A 20,610-nucleotide genomic window follows, 5' to 3' on the forward strand; every position below is an offset into this window, starting at 1 on the left:
GCAGCGCACCCGGCCGGGAGCGGACTCCCGACCGGGTGCGCGGGTGGTGCGACGGGCCGTGGTGCGCGGGCTGCTCGGGCGTCAGATGTGGACGGCCGGACCGGCGTCGTTGGCGCCGCGCTTGGTGAGCAGACCGAGGCCGGCGGCGGCGAGCGCCACCACGGCGGCGACCACGAAGGCGAGCGACATGCCGCTGACGAAGGAGGTGTGGACGGCGTTCGCCATCGCGTCCACCGCCTGCTGCGGGGTACCGGCCGGGGCGGGCGGGGCGATGCCGAGCTGGGCGGCCTGGTTGAGGCCCTCGGCCTGGGCGCCCCGGACGGGCGGCAGACCGGCCTTCGCCCAGTTCTCCGGCAGCACGTCGGTGACCTTGGAGGCCATCACGGCGCCGAGCACGGCGGTGCCGAGGCTGCCGCCGACCTGCATGGCCGCCTGCTGCAGGCCGCCGGCCACGCCGGACAGCTCCAGCGGGGCGTTGCCGACGATCACCTCGGTGGCGCCGACCATGACCGGGCTCAGACCCAGGCCCATCAGCACGAACCAGAGCGACATCACCCCGGTGCCGGAGTCGGTGGAGAGGGTCGACATGCCGAGCATGGCGGCGGTGGTGAAGAGCATGCCGGCGACGATCGGGATGCGCGGGCCGAGCTTGCCGATCGCGGCACCGGCGACCGGGGCGCCGACGATCATCATGCCGGTCATCGGCAGCAGGTGGACACCGGCGTCGACCGGGGCCATGCCGTGCACGTTCTGCAGGTAGAAGGTGACGAAGAAGACGCCGCCGAAGAAGGCGAAGGCCATCAGCACCATGAGCAGGGTGCCGGCCGACAGCGGCACCGAGCGGAACAGGCTGAGCGGGATCAGCGGCTCCTTGGCCTTCGTCTGCCAGAAGGCGAAGACGGCCATCGCGAGGACGGCGCCGCCGAGGAAGACCAGGGTCGCCGGGTCGCCCCAGCCCCAGACCGGAGCCTTGATGATGCCCCAGACCAGCATGAACATCGCCCCGGAGAGCAGCACGATGCCGGGGACGTCGAAGGACTTCGCGGCGTTCTCGGTCTTCACGTCGCGCAGGATCCACAGGCCGAGCGCCAGGGCGATCAGGCCGACCGGGATGTTGATGAAGAAGACCGACTCCCAGTTGACGTGCTCGACCAGCAGGCCGCCGACGATCGGGCCGGCCGCGGTGGAGGCGCCGATCACGCCGCCCCAGATGCCGATCGCCATGTTCAGCTTCTCGGCCGGGAAGGCGCCACGCAGCAGGCCGAGCGCGGCGGGCTGCAGCAGCGCGCCGAACAGGCCCTGCAGCACGCGGAACAGGATGACGGTCCGGATGCTGCCGGCGAAGCCGATCGCGGCGGAGGTGGCGGCGAAGCCGGCCGCACCCACCAGGAAGGTCGACTTGTGGCCGAACCGGTCGCCGATCTTGCCGGCGGTGATCAGGAAGACCGCCAGCGCCAGCAGGTAGCCGCTGGTCACCCACTGGATGTCGGCGGGCGAAGCTCCGAGGTCGGCCTGGATGGCCGGGTTGGCGATGGCGACGACGGTGCCGTCGAGGGCCACCATCATCACGCCGACCGCGACGGTCAGCAGGGTCAGCCAGGGGTGGCCCTGGAGGCCCCGGGAGCCGGTCGGCGGGGTGCCGGCGGACCGCGACGGCGCGTCCGCCTTCCCGGTCTTGACGACGGACGAACTCATGCGTGCCCTCCGGGCTTTCGGACGAGACGAGGGTGACGTGCTGCGGACGTGGCGAGGTGGCGCCGCGGGCCCACCCGTCCCCACGGCTGTCCGGCCCCGGCGGCGCCACTCGCGGGAACATTATGTCAGCTACTGACATTCGGCAATTCATGTCGTACGTCTGGCGCTGACATTTGGCAGAACCGCTATCGTGGTATCCGTCCCGCTCTGCCAGGAAAGGCGCCCTGCATGGCCCTGCCGCTCACCCCCTCCCGCACCGGACAGCCGGCCTCCGACTGCCGGGTCCTCGGACTGCGCGAGCGGAAGAAGCAGCGCACCCGGGACTCCCTCGTGGCGGCCGCCCACGGCCTCTTCCTCCGGCAGGGCTACGCCCGCACCACCGTCGACGAGATCGCCGCCAACGTGGACGTCTCGCAGCGCACCTTCTTCCGATACTTCGCCAACAAGGAGGAGGTCGCGCTGGCCGTCCTCGCCGACGCCGAGGACTACTTCGTCGAGTGCCTGCGGCGCCGGCCCGCCGAGGAGACGCCGTTGCAGGCCATGCGGGCCTCCATCACCCAGACCTGGCAGGTGATGAGCCGGGACGAGGGCAGCGGACCGGGCGGCGTGCAGGCCGCACTGGAGCTGATCGACCTCATCGAGTCCACGCCGATGCTGCTCGCCGCCCACCTGCGGCGCACCATCGAGCAGGAGGGCGTGGTCACCGCGATCCTCGCCGAACGCGAGGGCCTCGACCCCGCCACCGACGTCCGGCCGCGGGTGCTCGCCGCCGCCTTCGGCGCCGTCATCCGGGTCTCCCACCTGTCGTGGACGGCCGACACCGCCGCCCACGCGGCCGGCCCCGACGGCATGATCGCCATCATCGAGCGCCACCTCGACCAACTCGGCCCCGCCCTCGCCGGCCCCTGGCGCAGCTGAGGAGTCACGAGCACCTCACCAGGGGAGCGAGGGCCCGAGCGGCGCTCGGGGGCGTGCCACCCGGCACCTGCGGGCCTGCGGCACGGTGACGTTCGATCAGTTCCCGCAGACGGGTCTCGCCCTGCCCTCGGCGACCGAGCGGCTCACACGAAAAACCGGGGTGACCCTGCGGGTCGACGGGTCGAGCTCGGCCGGGTCGCCGTGGACGGGCTGCGCGAGCCGGTCACCGGGGCCCGGCGCAGCACCGCGCCCGAGCGACCGGTCCGGACGTTCGACGCCGAACGGGCAACCTGACGCCACACCAGGTCCCTCTTCGGTGTGACCCATCCCACGGTTTAGACTCTGCTCACCCCCAGCTCGGGCGTTCTACCCTGGCTGGCACAGCAGTCGTACCACCGTCGGGCCCCGCCCGCTGTCACGGTCACCGGCCCGAGGGAGAGTACGCCCATGCAGCGCAGGCGGGTCAAGCGGATGCTGATAGGCGCCTTCGCCGCCTCCGCCGTCCTGCTGGACGCCGGAGCGGCCGCCGCCCAGGCCGCCGCCTCGAACGAGCAGGTGGCGATCACCACTCCGCCGGCCGGCAGCGCCGCCTGGGTCGAGGACGAGTCGCTCGGCCGCGCCCTGCCCGACCCGGCCACCGCGGACGCGCCCGCCGTCGCCGCCTTCTTCGCCGGCCTGAGCGAGGCCGAGCAGGACCGCCTCGCCGAGGTGTATCCGCTGGTCGTGGGCAACCTCGACGGCGTCCCGGTGGCCCTGCGCTACCGCGCCAACCGGATCGCGGTCACCGAGGAGGTCGAGCGGGCCCGCGAGCGCGCCGCCGACCACCGCCTCTCCCCGGTCGAGCGCGCGGCCGCCTCCGTCCGCGCCGACGACACCGAGCGGCTGCTCAAGCCGGGCCGGCAGATCCTCGCCTTCGACCCGCGCGGCCGCGGACTGGTCAGCGAGGCGTACGGCGACCTCGCCACCGCCGACCGGATCTCCGTGCTGGTGCCCGGCTCGGACGCGGACCTCGCCCACTTCGACCAGACCGCCGACCCGCTGCGCTCGGTGACCGGCATGGCCCGGGCCCTGCTCGCCGAGGAGCACCGGCAGTCCCCCGGCACCCGCACCGCCGTGATCGCCTGGACCGGTTACGTCACCCCCTCGGGGCTCGGCCCGGACGCGGTGACCTCGCGGCTGGCCGAGGCCGCGGCGCCGCGGCTGCTGCGGCTGCTGGCCGGACTGCGGGAGACCGGCAGCGCCACCCTCCCGCCGACGCTGTTCTGCCACTCCTACGGTTCGGTGGTCTGCGGCACCGCCGCCCCGTCGATCCACGGCTCGGCCCCGGCCGACGTGGTGGTCTTCGGCAGCCCGGGCATGGGCGTGCAGACCTCGGCCGAGCTCGGGCCGGGCGTGCGGGTGTGGGCCACCCGCAACCCCACCGACTGGATCGGCAACGTGCCGTACCTGGAGTTCGGCGGCTTCGGCCACGGCGCGGACCCGACGACGCAGGAGTTCGGCGCCGTGGAGGTCTCCTCGCTGGGCTCGAACGGCCACACCGGCTACTTCGCGGACGGCACCCAGAGCCTCCACAACTTCGGTTCGATCGCCCTCGGCGACTACGGCGACGTCACCCGCCGCCAGCCGTAGGGGCGTGCCTTCGGAGGTCGAGGGGGCACCGCAAGGGGCGCGGGGAACCGCGCGATCCGGATGCGGCACCGTGCCGACCGGGGTGCTCGGATCCGCCAGGAGCACCACCGCTCAAGCACGTTCAGGCGCTCTCCTTCGGCCCGTAGAGGGCGAGCGCCTCGGCGGCCGCCCGGCGCAGTTCGTCCCGGACCTCGGGCGGCGAGACCACCTCGACGTCGGCGCCGAAGGCCAGCAGGGAGCGGGCCGCGGGCAGCGCCCGGAAGCCGAGCACCGTCTCCAGCCAGGCGCCGCCCCCGACCGGTAGCACCGGGGCGAGGACGTGGTTGGCGTGGATGCGCAGCACCAGGTCGGCCCGCTCGCGGCGGATGCGGACGGCGGCCTCGACCTCGTCGGGGATCCGCTCGACCTGTTCCCGCAGGCCCTCCCACACCTCGGCGAGCTGCCGGCCGGGACGCCGGCGCACCGGCTCGTCGAGGACCTCGGCGGTGAGCGTCCGCTCGGCCCGGAACAGCCGCGGCGCTCCGTCCAGGTCGGCCACCAGGTACCAGACGCCCGCCTTGTTGACCAGGCCGTACGGGTCCAGGGTGTAGTCGCTCGGCCCGTCCGCGCCGCTGTGGCGGTAGCCGAGCCGCAGCCGCCGGTCGGCGAAGACGGCGCCCTGCAGTGCGCCGAGGTCGGCCTGGACGACGGGCCCGGGGCGCAGCCAGCGGGCCGGGTCCACCAGGATGCGTTCGCTGGTGCGTTCGGCGGCCGGGCGGTGCGGTGCGGGTAGTGCGGCCATCACCTTGCGCAGGGCGGAGCCGATCGCCTCGCCGAGGCCGAGCGCCTCGTGCGCGCCCTGGGCGGAGAGCACGAACAGCGCGCGGGCCTCGTCGCCGGTCAGGCCGGTGACGTCGGTGCGGTAGCCGGGCAGCAGGTGGATGCCGCCGTGCCGGCCGCGCTCGGCCCAGACCGGGACGCCGGCCGCGGAGAGCGCCTCGACGTCCCGGTAGACGGTGCGGACGGAGACCTCCAGTCGCGAGGCGAGTTCGGGGGCGGTGACCCGCCCGCGGGTCTGCAGGAGCAGCAGGATCGACAGCAGTCGGTCGGCTTTCACCGGCCGAAGGATAAACCTGACAGGGGATGTCAGGTATCCCGGGGAGAGTGTCCGGCGTCAGAACGTCCCTCCCGACGAGGAGTTGTGCCATGGACACCACCGCAGACCCCCGCCCGCCGTACCTGCGCGCGCTCGGCCAGCTGGAGAAGCTCGCCACCGCCGTCACCCCGGAGATGCTGGAGCGGCCGACCCCGTGCAGTGCGTACGACCTGCGGGCGCTGCTCGGCCACACCGTGGGCGGGGTGCACCGCAGCGCGTACACCGGCGAGGGCGGCCGGGGGATGGACGTGGCCACCGCAGTGGGTGCGGTGGCGGACGACGACTGGGCGGGGGCGTTCGGCCGGGCCCGGGAGCGCTGGGCGGCGGCCTGGCGCGAGGACGCCACGCTGGAGCGGGTGGTGGAGGTCCCGTGGGGACGGGTGCCGGGGCGGCTCGCGGTGGGCGGCTACATGATGGAGGCCGTCACCCACTCCTGGGACATCGCGCAGGTGGTGGACCCCGGCGCCGCGCTGGACGAGGAGTTGGCGCACCTGGTGCTCGGCATCGCCCTGCAGGTGCTGCCGGCCGAGGGCCGTGGCGAGGGCGTGCCGTTCGGCCCGGTGCAGCCGGTTCCGGACGGCGCCGGGGTGTACGCGCGGATGGCGGCCTGGCTGGGCCGCACGGTCTGAGCCGCGGTGTTCCGGGGGCGGCCGCGCCGCGGGGCGGCCGCCCCCGCCGGACTACTCGCGACCGGCCGAGGTCGAGGACATGTCGGCGTAGCGGTTGCCGGTCACCAGACCCGCGACCGGCTCCAGCTCGGCGAGCTCCTCGGCGGTGAGCCGCAGTCCGGCTGCGGCCGTGTTCTCGGCGAGCCGGCTGCGCTTGCGGGTGCCGGGGATCGGCACCACCGTCAGCCCGTGGACCTCGGCCCGCTGGTGCACCCAGGCCAGCGCGACCTGCGCGGCCGTGACGCCGCGCTCCGCGGCGACCTTCTGGATCGGCGCCACCAGGGCCGCGTTGCCCGCCGCGTTGGCACCGGAGAACTGCGGGTGGTAGCGGCGGTAGTCGTCCGCGCTCAGCTGCTCGGCGGCGGTGAACGCGCCGGTCAGGAAGCCGCGGCCGAGCGGCGAGTACGGCACGAAGGCGACCCCGAGCTCGGCCGCGGCGGGCACCGCGGTGCGCTCGACGTCCCGCGAGAAGATCGACCACTCGGACTGCAGGGCGGCGATCGGGTGCACCGCGTACGCCTCGCGCAGTTCGGCGCCGGTGACCTCGGAGAGTCCGAGGTGGCGGACCTTGCCGGCCTGCACCAGCTCGGCCATCGCGCCCACCGACTCGGCGAGCGGCACCTGCGGGTCGCGGCGGTGCATGTAGTAGAGGTCGATCACGTCGATGCCGAGGCGCTGCAGCGAGGCGTCGACCGCGCTGCGGATGTACGCCGGGTCGTTGCGGACGCCCCGGTACGTCGGGTCGTCGGCGCGCCGCTCGATGGCGAACTTGGTCGCCAGCACCACGCGGTCGCGGTTGGCGCGGACGAAGGGGCCGACCAGTTCCTCGTTGTGGCCGGAGCCGTAGATGTCGGCGGTGTCGAACAGGGTGACGCCCAGGTCGAGGGCGGCGTCGAGGGTGGCCAGCGCCTCCTCGGTGTCGGTCGGGCCGTAGAACTCGCTCATTCCCATGCAGCCGAGGCCCTGGATGCCGACGACGGGGCCGTTGGTGCCGAGCGGTGCGGTGGGGAGGGTCATGCGCTCTTCTGCTTCCTGCCGGGTGCGTCCGCGGCCGCGGCGCCGGCCGAGGGGCCGGTCGCGCCGTCGCCGGGGAGGCTGGACGAATAGATGTCGATCTTGTGGTCGAGCACGGCGAGCGTGGCGTGCAGATCGGCGATCCGCTGCCGGACCTCCTCGCGCTGCGCGACGAGGATGTCGTGCCGCTCGCCCGTGGTGTGGTCGCCTTCCCGGACCAGCTCCACGTAGCGCAGCATGTCCGCCACCGGCATCCCGGTCAGCCGCAGCCGGCCCAGGAAGGCCAGCCGGGCCAGGTCGGCGCCGTTGTAGCGGCGCTGTCCCGAGTGCGAGCGGTCCACCGGGTCGAGCAGGCCGATCCGCTCGTACCAGCGCAGGGTGTGCGCGGTCAGACCGGTGGTCGCGGAGACCTCGCTGATCGTGTGCCATTCGCTGCGCACGGGCTCGGCCGGCTCGTCCTCGTGCGTGCAGGCGAGCGGATCGGCGAGAACGGGCGCGGAACGGACGGGCGGTGCCACGACAGGCCTCCTCGGTGGTCGGCGACGGCTACGACGCTACTGAGTTGGAGTGCACTCCAAGCAAGCCTGCCACGCGGCGGCGGCCGGCGGGCGGCTATGGTCGGCGCATGCAGAGCTTGCGGATGATCGAGGACTGGCCGGTGCCGAACGCGGCGGCCGCGGTGGTGCGGGGCGCGGACGGGGCGGTGCTCGGCGCGCACGGGACGCAGGAGCACCTCTTCCCGCTGGCGTCGGTGACCAAGCTGCTGTCCGCGTACGCCGCGCTGGTCGCCGTCGAGGAGGGCGTCTTCGAACTCGACGACCCGGCGGGGCCCGAGGGCTCGACCGTCCGTCACCTGCTCGCCCACACCTCGGGGCTGGCCTTCGACGAGCACCGGGTGATGGCGCAGCCCGGCACCCGGCGGCTCTACTCCAACGCCGGGTTCGACGTCCTCGCCGACACCCTGGAGAAGGCCTCCGGCATCCCGTTCGCGCAGTACGCGCAGGAGGCCGTCTTCCGGCCGCTCGGGATGCACGCCACGCTGATCAACACCGCGCACCGGGCGCCGGCCGGCGCGGGCGGCCTGTCGACCGTGGCCGACCTCGCCCTGTTCGCCGCGGAGCTCCAGGCCCCGCGGCTGCTCGACCCGACCACCGTACGGCGGGCCACCCGCGAGGTGGCCTTCCCCGGTCTCGGCGGCGTCCTGCCCGGCTTCGGCCACCGGCGGCCCAACGACTGGGGGCTCGGCTTCGAGATCCGCGGCGACAAGGACCCGCACTGGACGGGCACCACCAGCTCGCCCGGGACCTTCGGCCACTTCGGCCAGTCCGGCACCTTCCTCTGGGTCGACCCCGCCGCCGGTGTGGCCACCGTCGCCCTGACGGACCGTGACTTCGGCCCCTGGGCCGCCGAGGTCTGGCCGCTCTTCACCGACGCCGTCCTCGCCGAACTCCGGGGCTGACGGCGCCGTTCCGGGCGCGCGGGCACCCGGCCCGCGCCCGGAACGGGCCTTGCGCGGCCGCGCCCGGCTGCGGTAGATCATCGGTCGTGCATTCGACGTCCTTGTCGCGGGTGCGGCAGCTGATGACGGTTCACGGCTACCGCGGGCCCGTCCTGCTCGCCCTGCTCGTCCTCCTCGTCGCGGCCGTGCCGCGGGCGACCGGGATCGTCGCGGTCGGTGGTGCCGTGGTCGCCGTGTGCCTGGTGGCGCTGGCGGCCCTGGGCTGCATCGCCTCGCTCGTCGCCGCCTCCATGCCCGTCGCCGCCGCGACCGCCCTGTGGCGCCGCCGCGGTCGGCTCCGCAGGCCCGGCAACTCCGTCCTGGCGGGCTGCGCGGTCCTGGCCGCCGCGGCGCTGCTGGCGTTCAGCCTGCCCGCGGCGGACTGGGCGACGGCCTTCGTGGCGCTCGCGGGCGGCGGAGCCGCCGTCGTGCTCTGGTTCGGCTGGCAGCTCTCCGACGCGCCCGCCGCCGCCGTGCGGCCGGCCGGCAACTGGCGGTGGGCGGTGCCTCCGCTGCTGCTGGCGGCCACCGCGGTGCTGCTGCACTTCCAGGTGCCGCAGCAGGCCCGGTTCGCGCTGGCCCGTCCGGCGCTGAACTCCTTCGCCGAACGGGCCGGACACGCGGCGGCCGGCAACGGCGGGCTGCCGCAGCCGTCGTACCTCGGCACGTACCCGGTCGACGACGTGACCGCGGTGGGTGTCCGCGGGTTCCGGTTCACCGTGCCGGGCAGCGGCCTGCTCGAACGCACCGGCTTCGCGTACCTGCCGGACGGGCCTCCGGAGGACGACGCGACCTACACCCACCGGTCCGGGCCCTGGTACACCTGGTCGGACCACGAGGACTGGTGAGGACCCGGCGGCCTCAGCCGTAGGTCAGCGGTGAGTGCATCTCCCAGAACAGGAGTTCGGCGCCGTCCGGGCCGGCGGTGGGGTCGGTGAAGGCGTCGCCGGTGATGCGGACGGCGTCGCCGGGTTCGAGGGAGCGGCCGGCGCCGTGCGGTCCGGGGACGGTCCGGTAGCCGAGCGAGCCGGCGGTCAGGTGGACGTACCGGTAGGGCGCCTCGGGGAGCGCGGGCAGCGGCTGCCACGGGCCGGCGGTGACGAGGTACAGGGCGGCGTCGGAGCGGCGCAGCCGCAGGGCGTCCGACGCGGCGTCACGTTCCAGGCCGGAGGCGAGCAGGGTGAGCCCGTCCTCGGCGGGTTCGACCTTCCGCAGGCCGTACGCGGGCGGGGTGCCGAAGGTGTCGGGCTGCAGCCACATCTGGACGAAGCGGACGGGCACGGCGGAGCCGCCGAGGTTGCGTTCGGTGTGGCCGATGCCGGAGCCGGAGCTGAGGTGCTGGACCATGCCGGGGCGGACGACCCCGGCGTGCCCGTCGCCGTCGCGGTGGGCGAGCGCGCCCTCCAGCACCCAGGTGAGGATCTCGGTGTCGCGGTGGCGGTGCTCCTCGAAGCCGGCGCCGGGGGCGAGGGTCTCCTCGTTGCAGGCGAGCAGCGCGCCGAAGTGGGTGTTCTTCGGGTCGTAGTGCCCGGAGAAGGAGAAGGAGTGCCGGGTCTCGATGCCCTCGGCCGGGGTGGAGCGGTAGCGCTCGGGCGCCCGGCGGAGGTCGGCACGGCCGCGGTCTCGGGTCTCGGTCACCCGCTCACGGTAGCCGGTGCGGCGCGGCGGGCGGGCGGTGCGGTCCGGCGCGCCGGGTTCCCACCGGCGGGGGGTGTGCACGAGCACGGCGTGTGGTGAGGCAGTCTTGTTCCTGTGCCAGCCGCATCAGCAAAGCCCGACAGCCCGAAGCCCGACAGCCCGAAGCCCGAGAACGCGAAGCCCGAGAGCGCGAGGGCCGACGGCGCGAAGGCCGACAAGAAGGCGGCCGCCCGCAAGGCGGCGCCGGCCGGGGAGTCGCCGCGCCCTCCGCGAGGTGGTCGGCTGACCGCGCAGGAGCGCAGACTGGCCGCCGAGCGGGCCGAGTTGCGCTCGGCGACGCTGAAGCGGCTGGAGAAGTCCTCGGGCAAGCTGGCCACCGCGGCGATCGCCCGGATGGACGACCAGCTGTCCTGGTACCGGCGGATGCCGCCGGAGCACCGGTCGTGGATCGGCCTGGTCGCGCAGGCGGGCATCGCGGCGTTCACCGAGTGGTACCGGCATCCGGAGGCACCGCAGGCGATCTCCACGGACGTCTTCGGGACGGCGCCCCGCGAGCTGACCCGGGCGATCACCCTGCGGCAGACCGTGGAGCTGATCCGCACCACCATCGAGGTGATGGAGGAGGCCATCGAGGAGGTGGCCGCCCCCGGCGACGAGGCCGGGATGCGCGAGTCGGTGCTGGTGTACGCGCGGGAGATCGCCTTCGCGACGGCCCAGGTGTACGCACAGGCGGCGGAGGCCCGGGGTGCGTGGGACGCGCGCCTGGAGGCGCTGGTGGTGAACTCGCTGCTCTCCGGCGACGCGGACGAGGGCGTGCTGTCGCGGGCGGCGGCGCTGGGCTGGGGCCAGCCGAGCCAGGTGCGGGTGGTGATGGGCAGCGCCCCGGACGGGGACAGCGAGGCCGTGGTCGAGGCGATCCGACGGGCCGCCAGGTACGCCAAGCTGCAGGTGCTGACGGGCGTGCTGGGCCGCCGGCTGGTGGTGGTGGTCGGCGGCGACAAGGAGCCGGTGCACACCGCGAAGGCGTTGATCGGGCAGTTCGCGCCGGGCCCGGTGGTGGTCGGTCCGAGCGTGCCGGACCTGCTGTCGGCGACGCGCTCGGCGCAGGCCGCGGCGGCCGGGCTGCGGGCGTGCGCGGCGTGGCCGGACGCGCCGCGGCCGGTGCTGGCCGACGACCTGCTGCCGGAGCGGGCGCTCGCCGGGGACCGGGCGGCCCGGCGGCAGCTGGTGGAGGAGATCTACACACCGCTGGACGAGGCGGGGTCGGCACTGCTGGAGACGCTGAGTGTCTACCTGGAGCAGGCGTCCTCGTTGGAGGGCGCGGCCCGAATGCTCTTCGTCCACCCCAACACCGTGCGCTACCGGCTGCGTCGTGTGACTGACGTCACGGGCTATGCTCCGTCCGACGTGCGCTCGGCGTTCACCCTGCGCATCGCCCTTGCGCTGGGCCGTCTCGGAGCCGTCGCCGACCAGGGCTGACCGCGCTGTAGGGACTGCACAACCCGGCGTGCTTTTCTTCGTTGTCGTCGCCTACCCGCCCACGGGTGCCTGGCGAGAGAGGGTTGAACCGTGCTCGTAATCGTCGCCCCTGGACAGGGTGCTCAGACCCCCGGATTCCTCAGCCCCTGGCTCGAGCTGGACGGCGCCGCCGACCGCCTCGGACAGTGGTCCGAGGTCGCCGGTCTCGACCTCGTCCGCTACGGCACCGAGGCCTCCGAGGAAGAGATCAAGGACACCGCGGTGGCCCAGCCGCTGCTGGTGGCCGCCGGCCTGGTGACGGCCGGCGTGCTGTTCGCGGACGGTGACTTCCGCTCGCTGGTCGGCGGCGTGGCCGGTCACAGCGTCGGCGAGATCACCGCGGCCGCGCTGGCCGGCGTGCTGAGCGCCGAGGACGCGCTGGCGTTCGTCCGCGAGCGGAGCCTGGGCATGGCCGAGGCGGCCGCCGCGCGGCCGACCGGGATGACCGCCGTCCTCGGCGGCGAGCCGGACGCCGTCGCCGCGAAGCTCGCCGAGCACGGCGTGACCGCGGCCAACAACAACGGCGGCGGCCAGATCGTGGCGGCCGGCACGCTGGAGCAGCTGGAGGCGCTGAAGGCGGACCCGCCGGCCGGCGCCCGGCTCATCCCGCTGAAGGTGGCGGGCGCGTTCCACACCGAGCACATGGCTCCGGGCGTGGAGCGCCTGGAGAAGTTCGCCCCCGGGCTGGCGGTCTCCGACCCGGCCGTGGCGTACGTCTCCAACAAGGACGGCGGCGTGGTGGGCTCCGGTGCCGAGGTGCTGGCCCGCCTGGTGTCGCAGGTCTCCAACCCGGTCCGCTGGGACCTGTGCATGGACGCGATCCAGCAGCTCGGTGCCACGGCCGTGATCGAGCTGTCTCCCGCGGGCACCCTCACCAACCTGGTCAAGCGCAACCTCAAGGGCGTGGCGACGCTGGCCCTCAAGACCCCCGCCGATCTCGACAAGGCCCGCGGGCTGGTCGCCGAGCACGGTGCTCAGGAGAACAACGGATGACAGCGCCCCAGATCAAGCCGGCCACCGGTGCCGCGCACTCGCGCATCCACGGCGTCGGCGGCTACCGCCCCGTCCGGGTGATTCCCAACGCCGAGGTGCTCAACTGGATCGAGTCCTCGGACGAGTGGATCCGCACCCGCAGCGGGATCGCCGAGCGCCGCTGGGCCGGCCCGGAGGAGTCCGTCGCCGAGATGTCGGTGCAGGCCGCCGGCAAGGCGATCGCCCAGGCCGGAATCGCCCCGGAGCAGATCGGCGGTGTGATCGTGGCGACCGTCTCGCACCTGAAGCAGACCCCGGCGATCGCCACCGAGATCGCGGACCGGCTGGGCTGCGGCACCGCCCCGGCCTTCGACATCTCGGCCGCCTGCGCGGGCTTCGGCTACGGCCTGGGCCTGGCCGACGGCATGGTGCGCGGCGGCAGCGCCGAGTACGTGCTGGTCATCGGCGTGGAGCGGCTCAGCGACCTGACCGACACCTCCGACCGTTCGACCGCCTTCATCTTCGGTGACGGCGCGGGCGCGGCGATCGTCGGTCCGTCCGAGACCCCCGGCATCGGCAAGGTGATATGGGGCTCGGACGGTTCGCAGCGCGACGTCATCTCACAGACCCAGGCCTGGGACACCGCGTTCGCCAAGGAGGACGCCGTCAACGGCGCCGGCGACGAGGCCAAGTGGCCGGCCCTGCGGATGGAGGGTCAGTCCGTCTTCCGCTGGGCGGTCTGGGAGATGGCGAAGGTGGCCCAGCAGGCGCTGGACGCCGCCGGGATCACCGCCGACCAGCTCGGCGCCTTCATCCCGCACCAGGCGAACATGCGCATCACCGACGCCATGATCAAGGCGCTGAAGCTGCCCGAGTCGGTGCCGGTCGCGCGCGACATCGCCGAGACCGGCAACACCTCCGCGGCCTCCATCCCGCTGGCGATGGAGCGCATGCTGGAGAGCGGTGAGGCCAAGAGCGGCGACCTCGCCCTCATCATCGGCTTCGGGGCGGGTCTCGTGTACGCCGCCGCAGTCGTTACTCTCCCCTAGGCACCCTCCCCGGGCGCCCGCGCCCCCGAAATCCCGCGACGGTCCGCCGGACCGCTCGCTGTCTACACCCGAAGAGGAGCAGCCGCTATGGCTACCAAGGACGAGGTTCTGGAAGGTCTCGCCGAGATCGTCAACGAGATCGCCGGCATCCCGACCGAGGACGTCGAGCTCGACAAGTCCTTCACCGACGACCTGGACGTCGACTCGCTGTCCATGGTCGAGGTCGTCGTGGCCGCCGAGGAGCGCTTCGACGTGAAGATCCCGGACGACGAGGTCAAGAACCTCAAGACCGTCGGCGACGCGGTGGACTACATCCTCGCCAACAGCTGAACCCGCGGCCGGCCCGTCCGGCTGCCTGCGGTCGGCCGGGGCGCACCCAGCCCCGGCCGGCCGTTCCCCCACGGCCCCTCCGCCACCCCTTGCACACGTGAGAGAAGAAGAACCAGTGACCGCTGAAAACCGCACCGTGGTAGTCACGGGTATCGGCGCCTTCACGCCGCTGGGCGGCGACGCCGCCTCGTTCTGGGAGGGCCTGCTGGAGGGCCGTTCCGGCGTGGGCGCGCTGACCGAGGAGTGGGCCGCGGACCTGCCCGTCCGGATCGCCGCGCGCACCGCGGTGGACCCGGGCGAGGTGCTGCCCCGTCCGCTGGCCCGCAAGCTGGACCGCTCGGCGCAGTTCGCGCTGATCGCCGCTCGTGAGGCCTGGGCCGACGCGGGCTTCGAGACCCCGGCCACCGACGAGTCCTCCAAGCTCGCGCCCGAGCGCCTGGGCGCCGTGATCGCCTCCGGCATCGGCGGCGTGACCACCCTGCTCGACCAGTACGACGTGCTGAAGGACAAGGGCGTCCGCAAGGTCTCCCCGCACACCGTCCCGATGCTGATGCCGAACTCCCCCGCGGCCAACGTGGGCCTGGAGGTCGGCGCGCGCGCCGGCGTGCACACCCCCGTCTCCGCCTGTGCCTCCGGCGCCGAGGCGATCGGCTACGCGATCGAGATGATCCGCACCGGCCGCGCCGACGTCGTGGTGGCCGGCGGCACCGAGGCGGCGATCCACCCGCTGCCGATCGCCGCGTTCGCCAACATGATGGCGATGTCCAAGAACAACGACGAGCCGCAGCGCGCCTCGCGTCCGTACGACAAGGCCCGGGACGGCTTCGTCCTCGGCGAGGGCGCGGGCGTCGTGGTGCTGGAGTCGGCCGAGCACGCGGCCGCCCGCGGTGCCCGCGTCTACTGCGAGGCCGTCGGCCAGGGCCTGTCCTCGGACGCCCACCACATCGCCCAGCCGGAGCCGACCGGTGCCGGTGTCGCCCGGGCGATCGCCGACCTGTTCGAGCACAGCGACCTGGACAAGGCCGAGGTCGTGCACGTCAACGCGCACGCCACCTCGACCCCGCAGGGCGACACCGCCGAGGTGAAGGCCCTCTCCAAGGAGCTCGGTGAGCACCTCGGGCACGTGGCCATCTCGGCCACCAAGTCGATGACCGGCCACCTGCTGGGCGGCGCCGGCGGCATCGAGACCGTCGCGACCGTGCTGGCGCTGCACCACCGCACGGCCCCGCCGACCATCAACGTGGACGACCTGGACGACGAGATCGAGGCGGACATCGTCCGCGGCGGTCCGCGCGACCTGCCCGCCGAGGGCCGGATCGCGGCGCTGAACAACTCCTTCGGCTTCGGCGGCCACAACGTGGTCCTCGCCTTCCGCACCGTCTGAGAATCGCTCACTCGGCACCGGTAGCGGCACCAAGGAGGGGCGCGGGGAACCGCGCGACCGGCGGGGCACGGCATCCGCCCCGACGGTCGCGCGGTCCCCGCGCCCCTTTCGCGTGCGCGGGCCCCGCCGGTCAGACCACCTGGTGCAGCCAGCGGACGGGGGCGCCCTCGCCGGCGTAGCGGAAGGGTTCGAGTTCGTCGTCCCAGGGCTTGCCGAGCAGCCGGGAGAGTTCGGCCTCCAGGTCGCCGCCCTCGGTGCGGGCGCGCAGCAGCACCGCGCGGAGCCGGTCCTCGGGGATCAGGATGTCGCCGTGGATGCCGGTGACGGCGTGGAAGATGCCGAGGCTCGGGGTCGAGCTGTAGCGCTCGCCCTCCGCGCTCGCGCAGGGGTCGCTGGTGACCTCGTACCGGATGAGCTGCCAGCCGCGCAGGGCCGAGGCCAGGCGCGAGGCGGTGCCGGGCTCGCCCTGCCAGGAGAGCTCGGCACGCCAGTGCCCGGGCGCGGCGGGCTGGCGGATCCAGTCGAGGCTGACCCGCACGCCGAGCACGCCCGCGACCGCCCACTCGACGTGCGGGCACAGCGCGCGGGGCGCGGAGTGGATGTACAGGACACCACGTGTCGTCACCGGGACCTCCAGGCTGTGGACGAGGGTCGCCTTCCCCAGCTGCCTCGTGCCACCTGCCGGCAGGTACCGCCTACCACCGTGACGCTCAACTTACTCGACATTAGGTAATCAAATTGAGCAAAACGGACAAGCTTTCACCCAATGCTAGTCGAATCCCCCATCAGGTCCACCCCCTTGCAAGTGCTCTCCCCCGAACGGACCTATTCCGTCCGCGGGCGCACCATCACCCGTCGCGGTGACCGGTGCTGACGCCCCGTCGACGCCGCGACCAGGCCGTTCGCCGATCCGCCCGTACGCGGACCACCCCCGCGGGCAGCGGCCCGCGGGGGTGGTGGTGACACGGCGTCAGCAGGTCAGAGCTCGACGACCATCTTGCCGGTGTTGTCACCGCGGAGCAGGCCGAGGAAGGCCTCGGCGGTGTTCTCGACGCCCTTGACCACGGTCTCGTCGTAGCGCAGGCTGCCGTCCTTCAGCCAGCCGGCCACCTCGGCGACGAACTGCGGCTGCAGGGCGGCGTGGTCGCGCACCAGCATGCCGCGCAGGTTCAGCCGCTTGCCGATGGCGAGGGCGAGGTTGCGCGGGCCGGCCGGCGCGGAGGTCTCGTTGTACTGGGCGATGGCGCCGCACAGGGTGACCCGGCCGTGCGGGTTGAGGGCGCCGATCGCGGCCTCCAGGTGGTCACCGCCGACGTTGTCGAAGTAGACGTCGATGCCCTCGGGGGCGGCCGCGGCGAGCTGCTCGGCGACCGGGGCGTCCTTGTAGTTGAAGGCGGCGTCGAAGCCGTACGAGCCGGTCAGGGTGGCGACCTTCTCGGCGGAGCCGGCGGAGCCGACGACGCGGGAGGCACCCTTGAGGCGGGCGATCTGGCCGACCAGCGAGCCGACCGCGCCGGCCGCGCCGGAGACGAAGACGGCGTCGCCCTCCTTGAAGGAGGCGACCTCCAGCAGGCCCGCGTAGGCGGTGAGGCCGGGCATGCCGAGCACGCCGAGGTAGTAGGAGAGCGGGGCGAGGGCCGGGTCGACCTTGACGCCCTGCGCGGCGGGCAGGGTGGCGTACTCGCGCCAGCCGAGGCCGTGCAGCACGGCGTCGCCGACCTCGAAGCCCTCCGCGGCGGAGGCGACGACGTAGCCGACCGCGCCGCCGTCCATGGGCGCGCCGATCGCGAACGGCGGGACGTACGACTTGACGTCGTTCATCCGGCCGCGCATGTACGGGTCGACCGAGAGGTAGGCGTTGCGGACCAGGACCTCGCCCGGGCCGGGCTGCCGGACGGGTGCCTCGACCAGTGCGAAGTCGCTCGGAACGGGCCGGCCGACGGGGCGCGCCGCCAGGTGCCACTCACGGCCGGTGGTGGGGATCGCCTGCTCTGCCATTGCTGTCTCCATGGTGCATCGACCTGAAAGGTTGAGTTACTGAAGCAATCGTGGACACGAATAGTTCATGTTGTCAAATGTTCAGGTACAGTGGACGGCATGGAGACGCAGCAGCCGCCCACGGACCCGGTCACGCTGGAGGTCACCGACCTCATGGCGAACCTGGTCGGAATCTTCCACCGCGAGTACGAGGAGGCCGCAGCCGCCCGCTCGCTCACCGGCGCCCAGGCCAAGGTCCTCGCCCTGCTGCGGCGCGGACCGATGCCGATGCGCCACATCGCGCAGACCCTGAGCTGCGAGCCGTCCAACATCACCGGCATCGTCGACCGGCTGGAGGCCCGCGGCTTCGTCACCCGCGAGGCCGACCCGCAGGACCGCCGGGTCAAGCTGGTCGCCGCCACCGGCACCGGCACCGCCGCCTCCGTGGAGCTGCGCGAGTCGCTGCACTTCGCCCGCGAGCCGCTCGCCGCCCTCGACCCCGAGGAGCGGATCCAGCTGCGCGACCTGCTCCGCCGGATGCTGGCCGGCGCCGTGCCGCCCGCCTGACCGGCGGAGCGCGACACAGGGGGCGATCGGATCGGATCCGGGCCGGAAGAGCCCGTATCCGATCGGGTCCGCATGTAACCGAACGGCCCGCCGGGCCGTCTTTCTGGTGGGGGCACACAGGAGTGCCGGCCAATTCCCTTCCGGGCCGGGCACGGCCGTACAGAGAGCAACTGTGTGATGACCGACAAGAGCGGGTCCGCCGCGTCCTCCCGCGGGACGGGCCGCCGCCTGGCGCGGATCGCCGGCGCCACCGCCGCCGTCCTGGTGCTGGCGACCGCCGGCGCCGGCGCCTGGTTCTACCACCGCCTCGACCAGAACATCAGCACCTTCTCCGCGGACGGCATCGCCACCAGCCGCCCGCCGGCGGGCCCCACCACCACGGGCGGCGGCCGTCCGGTCAACGTCCTGCTGCTCGGCTCCGACACCCGCTCCGACGGCAACGGCGACCTCGGCGGCGGCGAGGAGGGCGTCGGCCACTCGGACACCGCGATCCTGCTGCACGTCTACGCCGACCACCGGCACGCGGTGGGCGTCTCCATCCCCCGCGACACCCTGGTCACCGTCCCCCCGTGCAAGCTGCCGGACGGCACCTGGAGGAGCGAGCGCACCAACCAGATGTTCAACTCGGCCTTCACCGTCGGCCTCTACCCGCAGGGCAACCCGGCCTGCACCCAGAACACCGTGGAGGCGCTCACCGGCCTGCGGGTGGACCACACGATCGTCGTCGACTTCAAGGGCTTCGCGGCCATGACCGACGCGGTGCACGGCGTCGACGTGTGCGTGCCCAACGACGTCGACTCCTACGGCATACGCCTCACCAAGGGCCGCCGGACGCTCAGCGGCCAGCAGGCGCTCGACTACGTCCGGGCCCGGCACGGCTTCGGCGACGGCTCCGACATCGGCCGGATGAAGCGCCAGCAGGCCTTCCTCTCCTCGCTCATCAAGAAGGTCCAGGGGCAGGGCTTCGACCTCACCACCCTGCTGCCGCTCGCCGACGCCGCGACCCGCTCGCTCACCGTCGACGAGGAGCTCGGCAGCGCCATGAAGCTCGCCACCTTCGCCCAGTCGCTCCAGGACATCAAGCTGGCGGACATCTCCTTCGTCACCGTGCCCTGGGAGTACGCGGGCGCCCGGGTCGCGCTCGTCCACCCGGACGTCGACACCCTCTGGGAGCTCCTCCGCCAGGACCGCACCCTGGACGGCCAGGCCACCGCCCCGGCCGGCACCGCGACGCCCTCCGCCCCGGCCGCACCGACGCCGTCGGCCACCGCCTCGCCGTCCGCCGGGGCCTCGCCCTCCGCCACCCCCGGCCAGACCCGCGCCGCCGAACCGGACGCCACCGCCGTACCGGTCACCGTGCACAACGCCTCCGGCGCCGGCGGCACCGCGGGCCGCGCCGCGACGGCGCTCAGGGCGCACGGCTACCGCGAGGTCGTGCTCGGCGCCAACACCAAGGGCCGGAACACCACCACGGTCGGCTACTCCCCCGGCCACAAGGCCGCGGCCGAGCAGCTCGCCGCGCTCTACCCGGGCGCCACCGTCCGGCCCGACACCGACGCGGACGGACTCGTCCTGACCCTCGGCCAGGACCACGCCTCCGGCGACACCTCCGGCCCGGTCGCGCTGCCGAGCGGCATCCCCACCGGCATCTCCTCGAACACCCGGCCCGCCGACAGCGACCTCTGCGCCGACCTCAGCTACGGCTGAGGCCGGTCCCGGCAGCCGTCGGACCGTCCGGCAGCCCGGTGACCACCAGCGTCACCCGGCTGCCGGGCGGCAGCGCCGCCGTCCCGGCCAGCCCGTACACCGCCTGCAGCGCCTTGGCCACGTACCGGCGCTCCACGCCGATCCCGTGCCGCTCGCCGAAGCCGGCCGCGAACTCCTCCAGCGCGGCGGGCACCTTCCCGTAGCCGCCGCCGTGGTGGCCGTGGTCGATCCGCCAGTTCGCGAAGGTGCGTCCGTACGCCGCCCGGTGCAGTGCGGCCACCTCCTCCTCCAGATAGCCCTCGCCGCGCAGCACCGCGACGCCGAGCGCCCGTGCCCCCGGCGGCAGTCCGGCCGCGATGCCGGCCAGGGTGCCGCCGGTGCCGACCGCGCAGCAGACGGTGTCCCGCCCGTCCAGGCCGCCGAGCTCGGCCGGCAGCGCGGCGGTGCCGCGCACGGCGAGCGCGTTGGAGCCTCCCTCGGGGAGCACCAGGCAGCGCCCCCAGCGCTGCGCGAGCGGCCGGCCGAGGTCGCGGACGAGCTCGCGGTAGGCGCCGCGGGCGACGAACTCCAGCTGCATGCCGTCGGCCTCGGCCGCCGCCAGCGAGGGGTTGCGCGGCCGGTCGGCGAGCTCCTCGCCGCGGACGACGCCCACCGAGGCGAGCCCGAGTGCCCGGGCCGCGGCGGCGGTGGCCCGCAGGTGGGTGGAGTAGGCGCCGCCGAAGGTGACCAGCCGGGTGTGCCCCTCGGCGAGTGCGTGCTCCAGGTTGGGGGTGAGCTTGCGCCACTTGTTGCCCGGCACCGTCGGGTGCAGCAGGTCGTCGCGCTTCAGCCGGAGTTCGACGCCGGCCCGGGCCAGCACCGGGTCCCGGATCGGGGTGAGCGGGGTCGGCAGGTCGGCGGGCAGCGGCATC

20 protein-coding genes are annotated in these 20,610 nt (G+C 73.9%); 12 read left to right on the forward strand and 8 right to left on the reverse strand.

Annotated elements, in window-relative coordinates:
* Window positions 1-81 precede the first annotated feature (81 nt).
* Window positions 82-1,695: an MFS transporter gene (locus AB0O09_RS03995; RefSeq protein ID WP_363539938.1), complete on the reverse strand. Its 1,614-nt coding sequence runs from the start codon at window positions 1,693-1,695 to the stop codon at window positions 82-84.
* A gap of 228 nt (window positions 1,696-1,923) precedes the next feature.
* On the opposite strand from AB0O09_RS03995, the gene AB0O09_RS04000 reads away from it, so the two are divergent.
* Window positions 1,924-2,613: a TetR/AcrR family transcriptional regulator gene (locus AB0O09_RS04000; RefSeq protein WP_344622685.1), complete on the forward strand. Its 690-nt coding sequence runs from the start codon at window positions 1,924-1,926 to the stop codon at window positions 2,611-2,613.
* Window positions 2,614-3,060: 447 nt separating this feature from the next.
* Entirely contained in the window at window positions 3,061-4,242 is a 1,182-nt protein-coding gene (locus AB0O09_RS04005; protein ID WP_359981363.1) for an alpha/beta hydrolase, read from the forward strand.
* A gap of 121 nt (window positions 4,243-4,363) precedes the next feature.
* Here the strand turns inward: AB0O09_RS04005 and AB0O09_RS04010 are convergent, their stop codons facing one another.
* Window positions 4,364-5,338 (reverse strand): YafY family protein, encoded by a 975-nt coding sequence (locus AB0O09_RS04010; RefSeq protein ID WP_363539940.1) that lies wholly within the window; start codon window positions 5,336-5,338, stop codon window positions 4,364-4,366.
* An 89-nt stretch (window positions 5,339-5,427) separates the two neighbouring features.
* Between AB0O09_RS04010 and AB0O09_RS04015 the strand changes: the two genes are divergently transcribed.
* Window positions 5,428-6,006, forward strand: coding sequence for a TIGR03086 family metal-binding protein (locus AB0O09_RS04015; protein WP_363539942.1), 579 nt, complete (start codon window positions 5,428-5,430; stop codon window positions 6,004-6,006).
* Between the two features lie 51 nt (window positions 6,007-6,057).
* Here the strand turns inward: AB0O09_RS04015 and AB0O09_RS04020 are convergent, their stop codons facing one another.
* Together AB0O09_RS04020 and AB0O09_RS04025 are read right to left on the reverse strand one after the other, a co-directional pair.
* A complete protein-coding gene (locus AB0O09_RS04020; protein ID WP_363539944.1) occupies window positions 6,058-7,062 on the reverse strand; it encodes an aldo/keto reductase in 1,005 nt (334 codons plus the stop codon).
* Complete coding sequence (locus tag AB0O09_RS04025) at window positions 7,059-7,499, reverse strand: MerR family transcriptional regulator (protein WP_359981376.1); 441 nt, start codon at window positions 7,497-7,499, stop codon at window positions 7,059-7,061. Before AB0O09_RS04025 ends, AB0O09_RS04020 begins: the two co-directional genes overlap by 4 nt.
* Before the next feature lie 185 nt (window positions 7,500-7,684).
* On the opposite strand from AB0O09_RS04025, the gene AB0O09_RS04030 reads away from it, so the two are divergent.
* Together AB0O09_RS04030 and AB0O09_RS04035 are read left to right on the forward strand one after the other, a co-directional pair.
* On the forward strand, window positions 7,685-8,518 hold the full coding sequence (locus AB0O09_RS04030; protein ID WP_363539946.1) for a serine hydrolase domain-containing protein: 834 nt from the start codon (window positions 7,685-7,687) through the stop codon (window positions 8,516-8,518).
* Window positions 8,519-8,640: 122 nt separating this feature from the next.
* Window positions 8,641-9,405, forward strand: coding sequence for a hypothetical protein (locus AB0O09_RS04035; protein WP_363539948.1), 765 nt, complete (start codon window positions 8,641-8,643; stop codon window positions 9,403-9,405).
* Between the two features lie 13 nt (window positions 9,406-9,418).
* Here the strand turns inward: AB0O09_RS04035 and AB0O09_RS04040 are convergent, their stop codons facing one another.
* Window positions 9,419-10,195 carry a pirin family protein gene (locus tag AB0O09_RS04040; RefSeq protein WP_363539950.1) on the reverse strand — a complete coding sequence of 259 codons (777 nt, stop codon included), beginning with the start codon at window positions 10,193-10,195 and terminating at the stop codon, window positions 9,419-9,421.
* Between the two features lie 282 nt (window positions 10,196-10,477).
* Here AB0O09_RS04040 and AB0O09_RS04045 point away from each other — a divergent pair, with 282 nt between their 5' ends.
* From AB0O09_RS04045 to fabF, 5 genes are all read left to right on the forward strand, one after another.
* The gene (locus AB0O09_RS04045) at window positions 10,478-11,674 is read left to right on the forward strand and encodes a PucR family transcriptional regulator (protein WP_078660900.1); all 1,197 of its coding nucleotides are present in this window, start codon (window positions 10,478-10,480) and stop codon (window positions 11,672-11,674) included.
* 90 nt (window positions 11,675-11,764) lie between these two features.
* Window positions 11,765-12,706: an ACP S-malonyltransferase gene (locus AB0O09_RS04050; protein ID WP_344622678.1), complete on the forward strand. Its 942-nt coding sequence runs from the start codon at window positions 11,765-11,767 to the stop codon at window positions 12,704-12,706.
* Window positions 12,703-13,734: a beta-ketoacyl-ACP synthase III gene (locus tag AB0O09_RS04055; protein WP_363539952.1), complete on the forward strand. Its 1,032-nt coding sequence runs from the start codon at window positions 12,703-12,705 to the stop codon at window positions 13,732-13,734. The genes AB0O09_RS04050 and AB0O09_RS04055 overlap by 4 nt, the downstream gene beginning before the upstream one ends.
* Window positions 13,735-13,821: 87 nt before the next feature.
* A complete protein-coding gene (locus tag AB0O09_RS04060; RefSeq protein WP_030267568.1) occupies window positions 13,822-14,064 on the forward strand; it encodes an acyl carrier protein in 243 nt (80 codons plus the stop codon).
* Window positions 14,065-14,179: 115 nt separating this feature from the next.
* Window positions 14,180-15,448, forward strand: coding sequence for a beta-ketoacyl-ACP synthase II (gene fabF / locus AB0O09_RS04065; protein WP_344622676.1), 1,269 nt, complete (start codon window positions 14,180-14,182; stop codon window positions 15,446-15,448).
* A 130-nt stretch (window positions 15,449-15,578) separates the two neighbouring features.
* Here fabF and AB0O09_RS04070 read toward each other — a convergent pair whose 3' ends face one another.
* Together AB0O09_RS04070 and AB0O09_RS04075 are read right to left on the reverse strand one after the other, a co-directional pair.
* Window positions 15,579-16,073 (reverse strand): DUF3145 domain-containing protein, encoded by a 495-nt coding sequence (locus AB0O09_RS04070; RefSeq protein WP_363539955.1) that lies wholly within the window; start codon window positions 16,071-16,073, stop codon window positions 15,579-15,581.
* A 353-nt stretch (window positions 16,074-16,426) separates the two neighbouring features.
* Window positions 16,427-17,446: an NADP-dependent oxidoreductase gene (locus tag AB0O09_RS04075; RefSeq protein ID WP_363539957.1), complete on the reverse strand. Its 1,020-nt coding sequence runs from the start codon at window positions 17,444-17,446 to the stop codon at window positions 16,427-16,429.
* A gap of 99 nt (window positions 17,447-17,545) precedes the next feature.
* Here AB0O09_RS04075 and AB0O09_RS04080 point away from each other — a divergent pair, with 99 nt between their 5' ends.
* Both AB0O09_RS04080 and AB0O09_RS04085 read left to right on the forward strand, forming a co-directional pair.
* On the forward strand, window positions 17,546-17,992 hold the full coding sequence (locus AB0O09_RS04080) for a MarR family transcriptional regulator (RefSeq protein WP_363539959.1): 447 nt from the start codon (window positions 17,546-17,548) through the stop codon (window positions 17,990-17,992).
* A 177-nt stretch (window positions 17,993-18,169) separates the two neighbouring features.
* Complete coding sequence (locus tag AB0O09_RS04085) at window positions 18,170-19,699, forward strand: LCP family protein (RefSeq protein ID WP_363539961.1); 1,530 nt, start codon at window positions 18,170-18,172, stop codon at window positions 19,697-19,699.
* Here AB0O09_RS04085 and AB0O09_RS04090 read toward each other — a convergent pair.
* Window positions 19,686-20,609: a pyridoxal-phosphate dependent enzyme gene (locus AB0O09_RS04090; RefSeq protein ID WP_363539963.1), complete on the reverse strand. Its 924-nt coding sequence runs from the start codon at window positions 20,607-20,609 to the stop codon at window positions 19,686-19,688. The genes AB0O09_RS04085 and AB0O09_RS04090 overlap by 14 nt on opposite strands.
* Between the last annotated feature and the right edge of the window lies 1 nt (window position 20,610).

The organism is Kitasatospora sp. NPDC093679 (assembly GCF_040683455.1).
Taxonomy (GTDB): domain Bacteria; phylum Actinomycetota; class Actinomycetes; order Streptomycetales; family Streptomycetaceae; genus Kitasatospora; species Kitasatospora arboriphila.

Coding starts and splice junctions, on each gene's coding strand:
- AB0O09_RS03995 (WP_363539938.1), bottom strand. CDS start 1,695: ATGAGTTCGTCCGTCGTCAAGACCGGGAAGGCGGACGCGCCGTCGCGG.
- AB0O09_RS04000 (WP_344622685.1), top strand. CDS start 1,924: ATGGCCCTGCCGCTCACCCCCTCCCGCACCGGACAGCCGGCCTCCGAC.
- AB0O09_RS04005 (WP_359981363.1), top strand. CDS start 3,061: ATGCAGCGCAGGCGGGTCAAGCGGATGCTGATAGGCGCCTTCGCCGCC.
- AB0O09_RS04015 (WP_363539942.1), top strand. CDS start 5,428: ATGGACACCACCGCAGACCCCCGCCCGCCGTACCTGCGCGCGCTCGGC.
- AB0O09_RS04020 (WP_363539944.1), bottom strand. CDS start 7,062: ATGACCCTCCCCACCGCACCGCTCGGCACCAACGGCCCCGTCGTCGGC.
- AB0O09_RS04030 (WP_363539946.1), top strand. CDS start 7,685: ATGCAGAGCTTGCGGATGATCGAGGACTGGCCGGTGCCGAACGCGGCG.
- AB0O09_RS04035 (WP_363539948.1), top strand. CDS start 8,641: ATGACGGTTCACGGCTACCGCGGGCCCGTCCTGCTCGCCCTGCTCGTC.
- AB0O09_RS04055 (WP_363539952.1), top strand. CDS start 12,703: ATGACAGCGCCCCAGATCAAGCCGGCCACCGGTGCCGCGCACTCGCGC.
- AB0O09_RS04060 (WP_030267568.1), top strand. CDS start 13,822: ATGGCTACCAAGGACGAGGTTCTGGAAGGTCTCGCCGAGATCGTCAAC.
- AB0O09_RS04075 (WP_363539957.1), bottom strand. CDS start 17,446: ATGGCAGAGCAGGCGATCCCCACCACCGGCCGTGAGTGGCACCTGGCG.
- AB0O09_RS04080 (WP_363539959.1), top strand. CDS start 17,546: ATGGAGACGCAGCAGCCGCCCACGGACCCGGTCACGCTGGAGGTCACC.
- AB0O09_RS04085 (WP_363539961.1), top strand. CDS start 18,170: ATGACCGACAAGAGCGGGTCCGCCGCGTCCTCCCGCGGGACGGGCCGC.
- AB0O09_RS04090 (WP_363539963.1), bottom strand. CDS start 20,609: ATGCCGCTGCCCGCCGACCTGCCGACCCCGCTCACCCCGATCCGGGAC.